Consider the following 15,710-nt stretch of genomic DNA (forward strand, 5'->3'; position numbering starts at 1 on the left):
TCAGCCAATGTCCGATTCCGAAAAAAAGGCCCACCCGCCAACCTCGAATGCCGCCAGCGGGCTGTCCAAAGGCCTCACCCAATACGGCGATCAGGGCTTTTCCCTGTTCCTTCGCAAGGCTTTCATCAAAGGGGCGGGCTATACCGATTCGGCGCTCGAACGTCCGGTCATCGGCATCGTCAATACCGGCAGCGCCTACAACCCCTGTCATGGCAATGCGCCGCAACTGATCGAGGCGCTCAAGCGCGGCATCATGCTGGCGGGCGGCCTGCCGATGGATTTCCCCACGATTTCCATTCATGAGAGCTTCTCGGCGCCAACCAGCATGTATTTGCGCAATCTCATGTCCATGGATACCGAGGAGATGATCCGCGCCCAGCCGATGGACGCTGTCGTGCTGATAGGCGGTTGCGACAAGACGGTGCCGGCGCAATTGATGGGCGCGGCTTCTGCCGGCATTCCCGCCATTCAGTTGATCACCGGTTCGATGCTGACCGGTTCGCATCGCAGCGAGCGGGTGGGCGCCTGTACCGATTGCCGGCGCTATTGGGGCAAGTACCGCGCCGAGGAAATCGATGCCGAAGAAATTGCGGAGGTGAACAATCAACTGGTGGCTAGCGTCGGCACCTGTTCGGTCATGGGCACGGCGAGCACGATGGCCTGTCTGGCCGAGGCGCTGGGCATGACCGTGCCGGGTGGCGCTTCACCGCCCGCCGTGACGGCGGATCGCCTCCGCGTGGCCGAACGTACCGGCACCGAGGCCGTGCGCCTCGCGCGCGAGCGCCTCACCATTGACCAGATTCTCACGCCCGCAGCCTTCGAGAACGCGATGCGTGTGTTGCTGTCCATCGGCGGCTCCACCAATGGCATCGTGCATTTGGCCGCTATTGCCGGCCGCATGGGCTATGACATCGATCTGCACGCCCTGGATCGCATGAGCCGCGACACGCCGGTGTTGCTGGATCTCAAGCCCTCGGGCGACCACTACATGGAGGACTTCCACCATGCAGGCGGCATGGCCCCTTGTTACGTGAGCTCAAGCCCTTGCTGCATCTGGATGCGCTTACCATCACGGGCCGCACGCTGGGCGAAGAGATCGCGTTGGCCGGGCCGGGCTTCCCCCAGAACGTTGTGCGGCCACGCAGCCGGCCGATCTATCCGCAAGGCGGTATCGCGGTGCTGCACGGCAACCTGGCGCCCGGTGGGGCCATCATCAAGCAATCGGCCGCGCATCCCGATCTGATGGAGCATGAAGGGCGTGCCGTGGTGTTCGAGGATGGGGCCGACCTTGCCTTGCGTATCGACAGCGACGACCTGGACGTGACGGCCGACGATATTCTGGTGCTCAAAAACATCGGTCCCAAGGGGGCGCCGGGCATGCCCGAGGCGGGCTATATCCCCATCCCGCGCAAGCTGGCCCGGGCTGGCGTGAAAGACATGGTGCGCATCTCTGATGGCCGCATGAGCGGCACGGCGTTTGGCACCATCGTGCTGCATGTCACGCCCGAAGCGGCCATCGGCGGGCCGCTGGCCTATGTGCGCAACGGCGACCGCATCGGCCTGTCGGTACAGCGCCGCGAGATCATCCTGCATGTCAGCGACGCCGAACTGGCCGCGCGCGCCCAAGCACAGCCGGTGGTCGAGCCCACGGCGGACCGGGGCTACCGCAAGCTGTTTCTGACGTCCGTGAATCAGGCTGACCAGGGGGTGGACTTCGATTTCTTGCGCGCCGCCACACAACGCGGCAGCCTGCCCAGAAAAGACTGAGCGCCAGGGCTTGGGCGGGCGTCGGAGAGGTCAGCGGAAATACAATGGTCTATTCTCCAGTGACTGGCGCAGTGCGCCCTTATGCCCAGGTTTTCAGCCCATGCCTGCCCCCGCTAGCCAATCCGACGCACCCGACACCTTGAAGCGTATGATCGCCGCGCTTGAAGAGGATGTCGTTTTCGGCCGTTTGCATCCGCGCGAACGTCTGGTTGAAGACGAGCTCATGGCGCGTTTCAACGTCAAGCGTCATGTGGCGCGAGAGGCATTGCTTGCATTGGAGCGCATGGGTCTGGTCGAGCGCCGCAAGAATATCGGCGCTTTTGTGCGCGCCTTCTCCGTCCAGGAAGTCATCGAGCTATACGAAGTGCGTGCCTTGCTCGAGACGGAGGCGGCAAGGCGTATCCCTCGCGACCTGGACCCGCAGCGCCTGGCGCCCTTGAAAGCCATCCAGGCCTTGCATGATCAGGCTACGCAGGCGGGTGATGCGCGTGCGGCGTTTCGCCATAACGCGGCGTTTCACGAAGCCCTGTTCAGCCTTTGCAGCAATCGAACCCTGCATCAGGCCTTGACCGAGTTCGCGCGCCAGACCCACCCGATCCGCTTTGCCTCGCTGGTGTCGCCCGATTACCGCGAGCAGGCCCGACAGGAGCATTGGCAAATGATAGAAGCGCTGGAAGCCGGCGATATCGATACGCTAGTGTCCTTGTGCGCGGCCCATTTGCTGCCTTCGCGTGACGCCTATCTCGAAGCACAAAGCCATCGCGATACCGAGTCGCTGGCGCGCCGCTCCGCCTGAACTGTCCGTCGTCCATGCCTCTGCCGCCCGCCTTATCTGCCACGCCCGATGCGCAGGCTTATCTGCGGGATGGTCTGCCTCCCAGCGCCTATTCGTGCCTGCTTGAGCGGTCGCTTATGACGTTTGCGTCGGCGTCTTCCAAAGGCCTGTAGCGCGGGCCTTGTCGATCAGCGCCGCCACGGCCGGGGCATTATCGCGTGTGCGAAAGGCCAGGGCGAGATTCACGCGCCGTTCGAAGCCGGTGATGCGGCGGTAGGTGATGCCGGGCGGCGACAGCCTGACGATGGATTCGGGCGCCAGCACCACCCCATAGCCCGCCGCGGCCAGCGCCAAGGCCGACATGAAATCCTTGACGCGCTGATGCGGCTGAGCCGTGAAGCCGCCGCTTCTGCCCAGATCCGCCAGAATCTCCGAGAATCCCTCGCGCTCTCCAAACTGCGGGATGATGAAAGACTCCAGGGCCAGATCGGCGGGAGCCAGTTCATCTTTGCGCCCAAGCAGATGGTTGTCGGCCATGGCGACCGCCAGGCGCTCTGATTCAAGCGAAATTGCCTCTACGCCTTTAGGGTATTCGCGCCGGGCGCGCAGAATGCCGACGTCGATCGCAGCCGTTTTCAGGTTTTCGATCTGGGTGGGGGTGTCCATGGGTAGTACTTCCAGGCGGACTGCGGGATGCTCGGCGCGATAGCCTCTGAGCAGCCCCTGCATGACGCCGGTGGTGACGGCCGAACCGACAAAGCCGATCTTGACGACTCCGGCCAGCCCACGCGCGGCCAACATCCCGATCTGCACCGCCTGATCGATATGTTGCAGGGCGATGACGGCATGGGCATGAAAGGCGCGCCCGGCATCGGTGAGCGAGACCGGCTGTCTTTTATTGCGCTGGAGCAGCTTCACGCCAAGCTGGGTTTCCAGTTTTTGTATGGCTACGCTTAACACCGATTGGGAGATGTCCAGCCGGTCCGCCGCCTTGGAGAAATGCAGGTTTTCCACTACTGCAATGAAGTAGCGTAGCGTGCGTGTTTCCACGTTTTGATCGCTCATACCAAACAAAGTATCGGTAGCCGCCGGTTTAATGCCGGAGGGTTGTCACGTTTAATGATTTCCAGCACCGCTTTCCATCAAGGAGATCATTATGAATGACAGACTCGACTTGCAGCGTCTTTTTCCCGGCACGGTTTCCGACCATCAAACGCATACGCGTGTGCGTCAGGTCACCCTCGAATCCGAGGGACTGGAGCGCTTTCTGGATCAGGCCCGGGCGATCGATGTGCAGAATCTCGAGTACGTGCCCTTTATGCGTTTCAAGCTGGCCGATATGCTGTTGCAGGCCTGCGGCGAGGGGCTGCGCGCCACGCTCAATGCGCTGGTCGAGGATCGCCGTCATGGGGGATTCACGATCGGCCTGCAAGGCTTGTCGGCGGATCCGGACGATTTCGTGAGGTTCGGCACGGCGGTGGGCTATTTGCTCGGCCCGGCCAACCATGATTCGATGTCAGGGAAATACTACGCGCGCTTTCTGGTGAAGCACACCGACAATAGCGACTCCTATCTGCGCCAGGCCTATCGTCTGTTCACCATGCATACCGATGGCACCTATGTCACCGAGGCGACCGACTGGCTGCTGATGATGAAGTTCGATGAGCGCAATGCAGTGGGCGGCGAGTCGCGCTTTCTGCATCTGGATGATTGGGCCGACCTGGATCGCTTCACGCAGGACCCGCTTGCAACCCAACCCTTGCTGTACAAGTCGCCCGCGTCGAAAAACGTCGCCGAGCAGGTTGAGCGTCCCTTGTTCTTCCAAAGCCGCTACGGCCTGTCAGTATGTTTTATCGATCAGTTCGTGCAGCCGGCCACGCTGGAAGAGGCGCTGTATCTGCATGACCTGTCGGCATCCATGGAAAGCAGCGCGGGCGTCCAGGAAATCACGCTGCCGCCGGGCGAACTGGTGGTGTTGAACAATTACTTCTATCTGCACGGACGCGCCCCTTTCGAGAAGAACGAAGCCCTGCATCGTGAGTTGATGCGTATCCGTGGCTTGTTTGCGCGTTGAGTGTGCAGGGACAAGCGTCAGCATGGCCGCCGCTAGGGTGGCGGCCACTGTGTCGCTAACACTGTGCAGCCGCGTCGCCTGGGCTGTTGCGCTGCCAGTCCTGCGCTGCCCGCAGCGCCCTTGATCTGCGGGCAGCGCCCGTTCAATAGTCTTGTTTGAAACCTGGCGGTTCCATGGCAGGACGCAGGCGCTATTGCTTAGCGCAGTGCTACACCCTGCCGGCCGGACACAGCATCCGCTTCAAGGCAGGACGCCGAAACGGGATAGCTGCGGTGTATTCGGCGTTCAGGGCTTATGATGGCGCTCTCTGTCAGGAATCCCCATGAACAAATTCGAACTCGAAAAGAACAAAGCCCTCAAAATTTCCGGCCAGTTGCGGCAATCGGGCGTTTCAGCGCGTTTTGGCGGCGGTCAGCCGCCGGACCGCCGCGAGCAGCGCAAGCTCGATCAGGCGGCTGGTTTGGTGCCGTTTGCGCTGAAGCTGCCGCAAGCCCAGGTCGAGCGTGTGCGCGCCCTGGCGCAGGAGCGCGGTGTATCGCCCAACGACATCGTGGCCGAGCTGTTGCAAAAAGCGCTGGACGCCTGAGTTCCCATGCATATCTGGGTTGATGCCGACGCCTGCCCTGCCGTCATCAAAGACATTCTGTTTCGCGCCGCGCAGCGTTGGCAGATCCCTCTGACGCTGGTGGCTAATCAGATGCTGCGCACGCCGCCCTCGGCGCTGATCCGGGCGGTGCAAGTGCCGCGCGGCTTCGATGTGGCCGATGCGCATATCGCCACGCATGCGGTGGCGGGCGATCTGGTGATCACCGCCGACATTCCGCTGGCTGCCGATGTGCTGGCCAAGGGCGCCCTGGCCCTGAATCCGAGAGGCGAGCGCTACTCGCCCGACACCATACGCGAGCGGCTTAGCCTGCGCGACATGATGGAAGAACTGCGAGCCAGCGGCGTGGATACCGGCGGCCCGGCCGCCTTCAGCCAGGCCGACCGCAAGGCTTTCGCCAATCAGCTCGATGCCTTGCTAGCGCGTCAGGCCGCCCAGGCCAGCCGGCCCTGACGGCATAGGCCAGGCCTCATTCCCTGCCTAGGTGCAACAGGCCGGGAGCCTTAGGGTCAGATCGGGTCGTCCAGGCCGTGTTGCACCTGTTCGGCGGCGCGCAGCACCGCGCGCGCCTTGGCCTCGGTTTCGGCCCATTCCAGTTCAGGCGTGGAGTCCGCGACGATGCCGGCGGCTGCCTGGACATAGAGGGTTCCGTTCTTGATGACGCCCGTGCGGATGGCGATGGCGACATCCATCTCGCCGCCGTAACTCAAATAGCCTGCGGCGCCGCCATAAATGCCCCGGCGCACCGGCTCCAGCTCATCGATGATTTCCATCGCACGGACCTTGGGAGCGCCTGTCAGCGTGCCGGCCGGAAAAGCGGCGCGCAGCACATCCATGCTGCTCATGCCGGGGTTCAGATTGCCGGTGACATTGGAAACCAGATGCATGACATGCGAGTAGCGCTCGATCGCCATGGTGTCGCTGACCCGTACCGAACCCGTTTCGGCCACGCGGCCGACGTCGTTGCGCGCCAGGTCGATCAGCATGACATGTTCGGCGATTTCCTTGGGGTCGGCGCGCAGTTCTGCGGCCAGCGCCTGATCTTCTTCCGGCGTGGCCCCGCGCTTGCGGGTGCCGGCCAGCGGCCGGATCGTGATCTGCGACTTGAGCTCGCCGTCTTGGTTGACCTGTTCCTGGCGCACCAGGATTTCCGGCGATGCGCCGACGACCTGGAAGTCGCCGAAGTTCCAGAAATACATATACGGCGAAGGGTTTAGCGAGCGCAGCGAACGGTATAGCGACAGCGGGGCATCGCGGAAGGGTTTGGCGATCACCTGCCCGATCTGCACCTGCATCAGATCTCCTGCGGCGATGTATTCCTTGGCGCGCCGCACAGCGGCTAGATAATCTTCCTTGGCGAAGTCGCGCCGCTCTTCGGTTTGCATGCTGGCGTGGCTGTAAGGGATGTCCACCGGCTTGCGCAGGCGCGCGCGCAGCTCCAGCAGGCGCTCCTGGGCGCGGCTATAGGCTTCCGGGTGGGCCGGATCGGCGTAGACCATCAAATAAGTGCGGCCAGCCAGGTTGTCCACGATGACCAGCTCATCGACATGCAGCAGCATGATGTCGGGCGTGCCTTCGTCCATGCCCTCGGGGAAGGGTTTGACGGCCGGGCCCAGGCGCGCTTCGATGTGACGCACGGTGTCGTAGCCGAAATAACCGGCCAGGCCGCCGCAAAAGCGCGGCATGCCAGGACGCAGCGCGACTTTGAAACGGGCCTGATATTGCTCGATGAAGGCCAGCGGATCGCCCTCATGGGTTTCGACGACCTGGCCGTCGTGCAGCACCTCGGTCGTGCGGCCGCTGGCGCGGATGACAGTGCGGGCCGGCAGGCCGATGAAAGAATAACGGCCGAAGCGTTCACCGCCGACAACGGATTCCATCAGGCAGCTCATCTTGCCATGCTGCGGGCCGCTATGGGCCAGCTTCAGGTAGATGGCGAGCGGTGTGTCCAGGTCGGCGTAAGTTTCCGCAATCAGGGGGATACGGTTATAGCCTTGAGAGGCCAGTGCTTTGAATTCAAGTTCGGTCATGTCGGGTCTCGGTGGTGAGGGACCAGGCATGCAAACAAAAAAGCCCGGTCCTGTTGCGGTTCCGGGCTTGGCTTTGGGCACTATCGCGACGCGCGCTTAGGGCCGGGAAGAGATTATCGCCACCCGGAAGACAAACGCCACCAACGCCATGAGGCGTTGCGCATTTGGGTCAGGGAGAGAGTCATCATCAGGGGCGATAAAGCGTCGGGAAAAGCCTGAGAAAGGCGTCAATGACTGAATCAATGACGGGCGCCAGACGCGCCGTTTTCGATCCAGTGTGCGGCATCGACTAGCGAATCAACTATACCATCGACATCAAGCGAACGCACGTCCATGCCCTCGTTGTAGCCATAAGGCAGCGCCAGCACGGCCGTGCCTGCGCTGCGTCCGGCCTGGGTGTCATTGAGCGAATCGCCGATCATGACGGCCTCGCGGGGTGCCACCCCCAGTACTTCGCAGGCATGCAGCACCTGATCGGGGTCAGGCTTGCGGCGTGCGCAGGTGTCTCCGCAGACGACCAGGCCGAAAAAGCCCGCCAGGCCGGTGCGTTGCAGCAGCGGCAAGGTGAATTCGGTCGGTTTATTGGTGACGACAGCCAGTTTCAAACCCATGTCGCGCATGAGTTTGAGCCCGTCTATCACGCCGTCAAAGACCCGCGCCCGGTCGCCATTGACCAGATGATAGTGGCGATAAAAAGACTCGCGGCCGCGCGCGAACAGCTCGTCCGGCACCTCGCCGGCCTCCGTGCTGGCGGCCAGCGTGCGGCGCACCAGGTTGTCCACGCCCTTGCCGACAAAGGTCGCGAGCACGTCATCGCGCAGGACCGGCATGTTCAGTTCGACGCGCATGGCGTTGGCCGCCCGGGCGAGATCGGGGATGGAGTCCAGCAAGGTGCCATCCAGGTCCAGTAAAGCAGCGCGGTAGCTAGTCATAGATATCTCAGGCAGCCAGGGTTTCGCCTTTGGCGATTTCGTCGCGCAGGGTCTTGATGACGGAGGCGTAATCGGGCTTGCCGAAGATGGCCGAGCCTGCGACGAAGGTGTCGGCTCCCGCGCGGCGGATCTCGGCGATGTTGTCGGTTTTCACGCCGCCATCGACCTCCAGCAAAATAGGCTGGCCGCCGGCCTGGGTCCAGGCGTCGATGCGCGCGCGGGCCTGGCGCAGCTTGTCGAGCGTGGCCGGGATAAAGGCCTGGCCCCCGAATCCGGGGTTGACCGACATCAACAGCACGATGTCCAGCTTGTCCATGACATAGTCCATATATGACAGGGGCGTGGCGGGGTTGAACACCAGCCCGGCTTTACAGCCGTTGTCGCGGATCAGGGCCAGCGTGCGGTCGACGTGACGGCTGGCTTCGGGGTGGAAGGTGATGATGTCGGCACCGGCCTTGGCGAACATGGGCACGATCTCGTCGACCGGCTCGACCATGAGATGCACGTCGATCGGCACCTGTACATGGGGACGGATGGCGGCGCACACCATGGGCCCGATGGTCAGGTTGGGGACATAGTGGTTGTCCATCACGTCGAAGTGAATCCAGTCGGCGCCAGCGGCGACGACGTTGCGGACTTCTTCGCCCAGGCGGGCGAAGTCAGCGGAAAGAATGCTGGGAGCGATGCGGGTGGTGGCCGGGGTGGACATGGTGTTCAGGGTTTCCGGGGGCATAATGTGCAATTATTGTAGTTTGGCGCACAAGCTTGTCGGTCAGGTTTCTGCTCGGGTTTGCGTCGCGCCTGTTCGCCCTTATTTGTATTGTCGACTGCCGAACTGGGAAAGACCTTTGAAACCTTACGATCTGACCGTATCCGTGACCCCGCGTTTTGTGCCGGAGCAGTCCGATCCCAGTCAGCAGCAATACGTTTTTGCTTATACGGTGCGCATTACCAACACCGGCTCGCAGCCGGCTCAGGTCATCAGCCGCCACTGGATCATCAGCGACGGCAATCAGCAGGTGCAGGAAGTCCGCGGTCTGGGGGTGGTCGGGCAGCAGCCCCTGCTTGCCCCAGGCGAGACCTTCGAATACACCAGCGGCTGTCCGTTGCCGACACCGGTCGGAACCATGCGCGGCACGTATCACTGCGTGGGTGAAAACGGTATTCCCTTCGAGGTGCCGATCGACGAGTTCGTGCTCGCCATGCCCCGCACGTTGCATTGAACGGTGTCTCCATGAAACGCTTATTTTGTCTGTCCCTGCTGTCGGCGCTGCTGGCGGCATGTAGCACTACATCGGAAATCCCGCCGGAATCGCGCGGCCCCGGTCAAGCGGTGTCCGAAGGGCCGCTGGTCGTGCCCACGACGTTGCCCGATACGCCGCCGCGCGCGCTGGCCGGCCGTTATCAGCGAGCCGCCTGGTCGGAACTGCCGGGTTGGGAAAGCGACGATCTTTCGCGCCTGTGGCCGCTGGTGTTGCGTAATTGCAAAGGTCTGGTGCGTCCGGCCTCCGGCAACCTGACCGTGCCCGCCCGCGCCACGCCGCGTGCCTGGCAGCCGGTCTGCGCCGCCGCCGCTGATCCCGCGCGTGCCCCGGCCGCAGGCGATGGCGCAGCGGTGCGCCGCTTCCTGCAAAGCTATCTCCAGCCCTGGCGTCTGGTGGGGGCTGATGGTCGCGTGGCGTCCAACACCGTGACCGGCTATTACGAACCCCTGGTGCGCGGTTCGCGAGAGCGTGGAGGGCGCCATCAATGGCCCTTGTACGGCGTGCCCGATGACCTGCTGATCATCGATCTGGGCGCGGTCTACCCTGATCTGGCCGGCAAGCGAGTGCGCGGCAAACTCGACGGCCGCCGTGTGGTGCCCTATGACACCCGTGCCGGTATCGAAGCCTCCAGCCGCAAGCCGCCGGTCGTGGCCTGGGTGGATGATCCCGTAGACAACTTTTTCCTGCAGGTGCAGGGGTCCGGGCGCGTCCAGCTGACGGAAGGCCCGGATGCGGGCAAAACCATACGGGTGGCCTACGCCGACCACAATGGGCAGCCCTATGTATCGATCGGCCGCTGGCTGATTGACCGGGGCGAATTGCGCGCTGACCAGGCTTCGATGCAAAACATCCGCGCCTGGGCGCAGCGCAATCCCTCGCGGGTGCAGGAAATGCTCAACGCCAATCCGGCGGTGGTGTTCTTCCGCGAGGAAACCGTGGCCGATCCCGAGCAAGGCCCCAAGGGCGCCTACGGCATTGCGCTGGCCGCCGGGCGCGCCATCGCGGTGGACCCGACTTTCGTGCCGCTGGGCACGCCCGTCTATCTTTCCACGACCTATCCGGCTTCCGAGCGTCCTTTGCAGCGTCTGGTGTTCGCCCAGGACACTGGCACGGCCATCAAGGGGGCGGCGCGGGCCGACTATTATTGGGGCTTCGGTGACGAGGCCGGACAGCAGGCTGGGCGTATGAAGCAGCGCGGCCAGATGTGGCTGCTGTGGCCCAAGCAAGCCGGGGAGCCTTCTGCAAGATGAAACACCAGATTATTGTCTGCGGCGCAGGCATCGTCGGTCTGGCCAGCGCCCTGGCGCTAGCCCGTCGGCAGCAGCGCGTCGCCGTCTTGGCGCCGCGCCTGAACCTGCCGCCCGCCGAGGCGGATGTCTATCACCCGCGTGTCTACGCGATTTCGCCCGCCAGCCAGCGCTTTCTGGCAGGCCTGGGTATCTGGGACGCCCTGCCCGCCGCGCGCCTGACACCCGTCAAGTCGATGGAAATCCACGGCGATGGCGATGGCCGCGTCGAACTCAATGCCTGGCAGGCCGCGCAGAGCCAACTGGCCTGGATCGTCGAGTCCAGCGAGATCGAGCGGGTGCTGGTGCAGGCTACCCGCATGTTCGGCATTCCCTGGATCGAAGAGCGTGCCGTGGGCTGGCGGCCTGGCGAGGTCGAAACCGAAAGCGGTCAGCGCCTGTCGGCCGAGCTTTTCATTGGCGCCGATGGCGCGTCGTCTCCCCTGCGCGAAGCGGCGGGTCTGAAGCACACAAGCAAGTCCTACGCCGACATTGGCCTGGTCATGCATCTGAACGCCGAGCAGCCCCATCATGGCGCGGCGCTGCAATGGTTCCGCGATGATGGCGTCTTGGCGCTGCTGCCTTTGCCCGACACGCGCGAAGGTCCGCAGGTGTCCATGGTCTGGTCCATGCGCGAAGGCCTGGCGCGTGAACTGATGGCCTTGCCCGAGCCGGGCGCGCAGATCGAGCGGCGTTTGTTGATGGCCAGCGAGGGCCGTTTGGGCCGCTTGCATGCGCGCAGCCGCCTGCATGGTTTTCCGCTGACGCTTGAGCAGTCGCAGATGGTCGCGCCGGGCATTGCGCTGGTAGGCGATGCCGCCCACCGCTTGCATCCCTTGGCCGGTCAGGGTTTGAATCTGGGGTTGGGCGATGCCCAAGCGCTGGCCGAGGCCGTGGCCGGGCGCGAGACCTATCGGCAGGCCGGAGATTTGCGCGTGTTGCGCCGTTATCAACGCGCCCGCGCTGAACCGGTGTTGGCCATGCGGTTGGCGACGGACGGATTGCAGCGCCTGTTTGCCGCGCATAATGCGCCGGCCGCTTTTTTGCGCAATGCCGGCATGCGCCTGGTCGATGCCCTGCCCTTGGTCAAGCGCCGCCTCATCGAGCAAGCCTCGCGCAACTGACGAGCCCTTTCGCACCAGGATGTTCCATGAAAGCACGCATCATTGTCTTGCTGGCCAGTCTGTTGTGCGCCAACGCCTATGCCCAAAACGGCTATTCGGCATCGACGGCGCAGTCCTCTGGCCAGAACGATACGGTCTATTCGACCAATCAGGTCGGCAAACCCGCCACGAATGGCGGCAAAGTCTATTCCACCACGCAGGTCCAGCCGCCCGACCCGGTGACGGATGCTGTCAGAAAGCGCTTTCAGCTGCGGTTTCAAGACCTGAAGATAGGCGTTGTCCGGCCCACGCCTTACGGCCTTTTCGAGGTGCAGCTGGGCGGCGATATGTTCTACACCGACAAGGATGTGTCGTGGGTGATGAAGGGTCCGCTGATCGATGCCGCCACGCGCCGCGATGTGACGCGAGAAAACCTTGAAAAACTCAGCGCCGTGTCGTTCTCCGAGCTGCCGCTGGATCTCGCGATCAAGCAGGTCAAAGGTCAGGGCAAGCATCGGATCGCCATTTTTGAAGATCCCAATTGCGGTTATTGCAAGCAACTGCGCCATACCTTGAAAGAGATGGACGATGTGACGATCTACACCTTTCTCTATCCCATTCTGTCGCCCGACTCTACCGTCAAAGCGCGCGATGTCTTGTGCGCGGCCGATCCCGGCAAAGTGTTGGATGCCTGGATGCTGGAAGGCAAGCCGCCCGCCCCGGCGCACTGCCGTGCGCCCATCGAGGAATTGGTGGCGCTGGGAGAGAAATTGCGGGTGCGCGGCACGCCCACGCTTTTTTTTGAAGACAACACGCGCGCGGCGGGCGTGCTGCCGCCGGCGCAATTGCGCGAGCGGCTGACCCGCAATGTCAGTCAATAAGGTCTAGATTTGACACCTGGCGCAAGGAGATAAGCATGAAGATCGCCATTCTGGACGACTACCATGAAGTGGCCTTGCGCTACGCGGACTGGACCGCGCTGGGCGCCGATGTGGTTGCATTTCGCGATGCCCTGCCTGAAGGCGCTGAACGCATCCGGGTTTTGCAGCCTTTCGATGTGATCGTGGCCATGCGCGAGCGCACGGCTTTCCCGGCCGGACTGATCGACGCCTTGCCCAATCTGCGGCTGCTGGTCACCACGGGTCTGCGCAACCACGCCATCGACATGCAGGCCTGCGCGGCGCGCGGCATACCGGTTTGTGGCGCGCCAGGCAGCGCGGACTCGGGCACGGCCACCGCCGAGCTGGCCTGGGCGCATCTGCTGGCGCTGTTCAAACATCTTCCTCAGGAAGACGCCGCCATGCGTCGCGGTATGTGGCAAACCGGCATGCCGGTGCCGCTGGCGGGCAAGCGCCTGGGCGTGTTGGGTCTGGGCAAACTGGGTCAGGCCGTGGCGCGCGTGGGTAGCGCCTTTGGCATGGATGTCGTGGCCTGGAGCCCCAATCTGACCGATGAGCGGGCCGCCGCCGCAGGCCTGCGGCGGGTCGATAAAGAGACCTTGTTTTCTACTAGCGATGCCATCAGCATCCATCTCATCCTGAGCGAGACCACGCGTCATATCGTGGATGACGCGGCTCTGGCCGCCATGAAGCCGACCGCCTATCTGGTCAACACCTCGCGCGCCGGCTTGGTCGATCAGGCCGCGCTCATGGATGCCCTCGAAAAACGCCGTATTGCGGGCGCGGGGCTCGATGTCTATCCGGTCGAGCCCTTGCCGCCGACCGATCCGGTGCGTGATCTCGACAACCTGATCCTGACGCCGCATTTGGGTTATGTCACCCAGTCGAATTTTGAGGCGTTTTACCGCAATGCGGTCAAGGCTGTGCGCGCCTGGCTCGATGGTGCGCCTATCCAGCGGCTAAACGGCTGAAAAGCGCGTGTATCTCGCTCAAGAAAGGTCTGATCCGCGCGAGGACTCGCACCGCCAGCCCTAAAATCTTTGCAACGCATGCCACAAGCATGCCCACCTTCCGAGGCCAGACGGCGCCCAGGCGCTGTCTGGCTTTCGTGTTTTTGCGCCCCTGTTTCCCCCCAGCCTGGCCGATGTTTCCGGCGATGTCGCCGTGGTCCGAATTCTGCAATATCCTGCAACAGCGGCGACCTGTTCACGCATACTCGCGGCCAATCAATGCCGTTGTTTTTCGTGCTGGCCTGTAATCGGTTACAGCACGAATGTCGTAAGGAGCCCAATGACATGACCAGACACTATGTGCTCTATCTGGACGAATTTGGGCATGTGGGGCCTTACGTCGCGCGGTCACATCCGCGTTTTCGCACTAGCCCGGTGTTCGGTTTCGGCGGGCTGCTGCTGCCCGCACAGGAGCTGCGCGAATTCGCCATCTATTTTTACCGGCTCAAATGCCGTTTGCTGAGCTATGAGATTCAGCGTCAGCCTCTGCCCGCCTGGCGTTGGGAGAAAAAAGGCGCGCAGCTATTCACCGAACGCAATGTGCGCAGTTATCCGGCGCTACGCCACGCCGTCGCGAGACTGCTCAATTACATCCGGCGGGCAGGAGGCTATGCGGTGCTGAGCGGAGCGTGCAAAAAAGACGGGCAGACCGCTGCGGATCGGTTTCAACGCCAGTTGCTCGCAGTGTTGCGCCGGGTTGCGATGTTTTGTGATGCGCGCGATGCGACCTTCATGGTTGTGCTGGATGAGCAGAAGGCGGGCAGTCGTTGGCGCGAAGCCAATGTGGCGGCCTGTACCAGCGCCATGTTCGAAGCGGTGAGCGCCAAATGCCGCAGCCTGATGGAGCCGCCCTTGCAGGGCGAGAGCGATTATTTCCAGACGCTGCAATGCGCCGACTGGATATGCGGGCTGGCGGGGCGGCTGTATGCCTACCGCGCCGCGCCAGCCGATTATCCTGACTGGGCCTGCTTTGAGCATTACTTCGGGCGGCGGCTTGATGCCGTCGCCCTGCCGCCTAGCTGAAACGGCTGAAGACGATTTGCTGTTCGTTCAGGCCATCCGCCGGTGCGCTGGCGTCACAGGCGTCATCGGTCTGCGGCTCATCGAAGGCGATATCGCCGTTGGCGTCAGGTAGGCCGGTGGGTTTGAGCCCGACGAAGTCGAACAGGTCGCGGTCCATCAAGTGCGAGGGCACCACGCGCGAGAGCGCATTGAACACATTCCAGGAGCGGCCCGGAAATTTGCGATCCCATTCCTGCACCATCCGGCTGACTTCCTTGCGTTTGAGGTTCTCTTGCGAGCCGCAGAGATTGCAGGGAATGATAGGGAATTGCTTGAGCTCGGCGTAAGCGATCAAATCCGTTTCCGCGATATAGGCCAGCGGCCGGATCACGGTATGGCGGCCATCGTCGGACACCAGTTTCGGCGGCATGCCTTTGAGTTTGCCGCCATAAAACAGGTTCAGGAACAGTGTGCCGAGGATGTCGTCGCGATGATGGCCCAGTGCAATCTTGGTGGCGCCCAGTTCATCGGCCACACGGTACAGAATGCCCCTCCGCAGACGCGAACAGAGCGAGCACATGGTTTTGCCTTCAGCCAGCACTCGCGTCACGATCGAGTAGGTGTCTTGTGTCTCGATATGAAACGGCACGCCCAGCGAGCTGAGATAGTTGGGCAGAATATCGGCGGGAAAACCGGGCTGCTTCTGGTCCAGGTTGACGGCGATCAGCTCGAAGCGGAAGGGCGCACGCTTTTGCAAGGCCATGAGAATGTCCAGCATGGCATAGGAGTCTTTGCCGCCAGACAGGCAGACCATCACGCGGTCGCCTTCTTCGATCATGTTGTAGTCGGATAAAGCGCGAGTGGTCTCACGCGCCAGACGCTTGCTCAGTTTATTGCCCTCGTAACGGGCCTTTTCTTCGGCCTGGGTGAGAACCGGGCGCTCAATATCGGTGCGAGTCATGT

At 62.8% G+C, this 15,710-nt stretch carries 15 protein-coding genes and 1 pseudogene; 11 read left to right on the forward strand and 5 right to left on the reverse strand.

The window, feature by feature from the left end; genetic code table 11:
• Nucleotides 1–7 precede the first annotated feature (7 nt).
• A pseudogene (locus U0029_RS00875) lies at nucleotides 8–1,767 on the forward strand (IlvD/Edd family dehydratase).
• A gap of 100 nt (nucleotides 1,768–1,867) precedes the next feature.
• Entirely contained in the window at nucleotides 1,868–2,563 is a 696-nt protein-coding gene (locus U0029_RS00880) for a GntR family transcriptional regulator (protein WP_114852070.1), read from the forward strand.
• 114 nt (nucleotides 2,564–2,677) lie between these two features.
• Here U0029_RS00880 and U0029_RS00885 read toward each other — a convergent pair whose 3' ends face one another.
• A complete protein-coding gene (locus U0029_RS00885; protein WP_039051326.1) occupies nucleotides 2,678–3,607 on the reverse strand; it encodes a LysR family transcriptional regulator in 930 nt (309 codons plus the stop codon).
• Between the two features lie 91 nt (nucleotides 3,608–3,698).
• Here U0029_RS00885 and glaH point away from each other — a divergent pair, with 91 nt between their 5' ends.
• The 3 genes from glaH (at nucleotide 3,699) to U0029_RS00900 (ending at nucleotide 5,673) form a co-directional block, all read left to right on the forward strand.
• Nucleotides 3,699–4,616 (forward strand): glutarate dioxygenase GlaH, encoded by a 918-nt coding sequence (gene glaH, locus U0029_RS00890; RefSeq protein WP_114852069.1) that lies wholly within the window; start codon nucleotides 3,699–3,701, stop codon nucleotides 4,614–4,616.
• Nucleotides 4,617–4,938: 322 nt separating this feature from the next.
• Complete coding sequence (locus U0029_RS00895) at nucleotides 4,939–5,202, forward strand: hypothetical protein (RefSeq protein WP_114852068.1); 264 nt, start codon at nucleotides 4,939–4,941, stop codon at nucleotides 5,200–5,202.
• 6 nt (nucleotides 5,203–5,208) lie between these two features.
• The gene (locus U0029_RS00900; protein WP_012418873.1) at nucleotides 5,209–5,673 is read left to right on the forward strand and encodes a YaiI/YqxD family protein; all 465 of its coding nucleotides are present in this window, start codon (nucleotides 5,209–5,211) and stop codon (nucleotides 5,671–5,673) included.
• 56 nt (nucleotides 5,674–5,729) lie between these two features.
• Here U0029_RS00900 and trpE read toward each other — a convergent pair whose 3' ends face one another.
• From trpE to rpe, 3 genes are all read right to left on the reverse strand, one after another.
• The gene (gene trpE / locus U0029_RS00905) at nucleotides 5,730–7,250 is read right to left on the reverse strand and encodes an anthranilate synthase component I (RefSeq protein ID WP_114852067.1); all 1,521 of its coding nucleotides are present in this window, start codon (nucleotides 7,248–7,250) and stop codon (nucleotides 5,730–5,732) included.
• A 239-nt stretch (nucleotides 7,251–7,489) separates the two neighbouring features.
• On the reverse strand, nucleotides 7,490–8,182 hold the full coding sequence (locus U0029_RS00910; protein ID WP_012418871.1) for a phosphoglycolate phosphatase: 693 nt from the start codon (nucleotides 8,180–8,182) through the stop codon (nucleotides 7,490–7,492).
• Between the two features lie 7 nt (nucleotides 8,183–8,189).
• Nucleotides 8,190–8,915 carry a ribulose-phosphate 3-epimerase gene (gene rpe, locus U0029_RS00915; protein ID WP_012418870.1) on the reverse strand — a complete coding sequence of 242 codons (726 nt, stop codon included), beginning with the start codon at nucleotides 8,913–8,915 and terminating at the stop codon, nucleotides 8,190–8,192.
• A 115-nt stretch (nucleotides 8,916–9,030) separates the two neighbouring features.
• Between rpe and apaG the strand changes: the two genes are divergently transcribed.
• The 6 genes from apaG (at nucleotide 9,031) to U0029_RS00945 (ending at nucleotide 14,768) form a co-directional block, all read left to right on the forward strand.
• A complete protein-coding gene (apaG, locus tag U0029_RS00920) occupies nucleotides 9,031–9,405 on the forward strand; it encodes a Co2+/Mg2+ efflux protein ApaG (protein ID WP_012418869.1) in 375 nt (124 codons plus the stop codon).
• A gap of 11 nt (nucleotides 9,406–9,416) precedes the next feature.
• Complete coding sequence (mltA, locus tag U0029_RS00925; RefSeq protein WP_114852066.1) at nucleotides 9,417–10,697, forward strand: murein transglycosylase A; 1,281 nt, start codon at nucleotides 9,417–9,419, stop codon at nucleotides 10,695–10,697.
• Nucleotides 10,694–11,857, forward strand: coding sequence for a UbiH/UbiF family hydroxylase (locus tag U0029_RS00930; protein WP_114852065.1), 1,164 nt, complete (start codon nucleotides 10,694–10,696; stop codon nucleotides 11,855–11,857). The genes mltA and U0029_RS00930 overlap by 4 nt, the downstream gene beginning before the upstream one ends.
• Nucleotides 11,858–11,883: 26 nt before the next feature.
• Nucleotides 11,884–12,717: a DsbC family protein gene (locus U0029_RS00935; protein WP_012418866.1), complete on the forward strand. Its 834-nt coding sequence runs from the start codon at nucleotides 11,884–11,886 to the stop codon at nucleotides 12,715–12,717.
• Nucleotides 12,718–12,752: 35 nt separating this feature from the next.
• Complete coding sequence (locus tag U0029_RS00940) at nucleotides 12,753–13,706, forward strand: D-2-hydroxyacid dehydrogenase family protein (protein WP_114852064.1); 954 nt, start codon at nucleotides 12,753–12,755, stop codon at nucleotides 13,704–13,706.
• Nucleotides 13,707–14,030: 324 nt separating this feature from the next.
• Nucleotides 14,031–14,768, forward strand: coding sequence for a DUF3800 domain-containing protein (locus U0029_RS00945; protein ID WP_012418864.1), 738 nt, complete (start codon nucleotides 14,031–14,033; stop codon nucleotides 14,766–14,768).
• Here U0029_RS00945 and ttcA read toward each other — a convergent pair.
• Nucleotides 14,761–15,708 carry a tRNA 2-thiocytidine(32) synthetase TtcA gene (gene ttcA, locus U0029_RS00950; protein WP_114852062.1) on the reverse strand — a complete coding sequence of 316 codons (948 nt, stop codon included), beginning with the start codon at nucleotides 15,706–15,708 and terminating at the stop codon, nucleotides 14,761–14,763. The genes U0029_RS00945 and ttcA overlap by 8 nt on opposite strands.
• Between the last annotated feature and the right edge of the window lie 2 nt (nucleotides 15,709–15,710).

The organism is Bordetella avium (assembly GCF_034424645.1).
Lineage (GTDB): Bacteria > Pseudomonadota > Gammaproteobacteria > Burkholderiales > Burkholderiaceae_B > Bordetella > Bordetella avium.

Excerpts from the sequence above, each read along its gene's own strand:
- U0029_RS00880 (WP_114852070.1), top strand. The coding sequence starts at position 1,868 with ATGCCTGCCCCCGCTAGCCAATCCGACGCACCCGACACCTTGAAGCGT.
- U0029_RS00885 (WP_039051326.1), bottom strand. The coding sequence starts at position 3,607 with ATGAGCGATCAAAACGTGGAAACACGCACGCTACGCTACTTCATTGCA.
- glaH (WP_114852069.1), top strand. The coding sequence starts at position 3,699 with ATGAATGACAGACTCGACTTGCAGCGTCTTTTTCCCGGCACGGTTTCC.
- U0029_RS00895 (WP_114852068.1), top strand. The coding sequence starts at position 4,939 with ATGAACAAATTCGAACTCGAAAAGAACAAAGCCCTCAAAATTTCCGGC.
- U0029_RS00900 (WP_012418873.1), top strand. The coding sequence starts at position 5,209 with ATGCATATCTGGGTTGATGCCGACGCCTGCCCTGCCGTCATCAAAGAC.
- trpE (WP_114852067.1), bottom strand. The coding sequence starts at position 7,250 with ATGACCGAACTTGAATTCAAAGCACTGGCCTCTCAAGGCTATAACCGT.
- U0029_RS00910 (WP_012418871.1), bottom strand. The coding sequence starts at position 8,182 with ATGACTAGCTACCGCGCTGCTTTACTGGACCTGGATGGCACCTTGCTG.
- rpe (WP_012418870.1), bottom strand. The coding sequence starts at position 8,915 with ATGCCCCCGGAAACCCTGAACACCATGTCCACCCCGGCCACCACCCGC.
- mltA (WP_114852066.1), top strand. The coding sequence starts at position 9,417 with ATGAAACGCTTATTTTGTCTGTCCCTGCTGTCGGCGCTGCTGGCGGCA.
- U0029_RS00930 (WP_114852065.1), top strand. The coding sequence starts at position 10,694 with ATGAAACACCAGATTATTGTCTGCGGCGCAGGCATCGTCGGTCTGGCC.
- U0029_RS00935 (WP_012418866.1), top strand. The coding sequence starts at position 11,884 with ATGAAAGCACGCATCATTGTCTTGCTGGCCAGTCTGTTGTGCGCCAAC.
- U0029_RS00940 (WP_114852064.1), top strand. The coding sequence starts at position 12,753 with ATGAAGATCGCCATTCTGGACGACTACCATGAAGTGGCCTTGCGCTAC.
- U0029_RS00945 (WP_012418864.1), top strand. The coding sequence starts at position 14,031 with ATGACCAGACACTATGTGCTCTATCTGGACGAATTTGGGCATGTGGGG.
- ttcA (WP_114852062.1), bottom strand. The coding sequence starts at position 15,708 with ATGACTCGCACCGATATTGAGCGCCCGGTTCTCACCCAGGCCGAAGAA.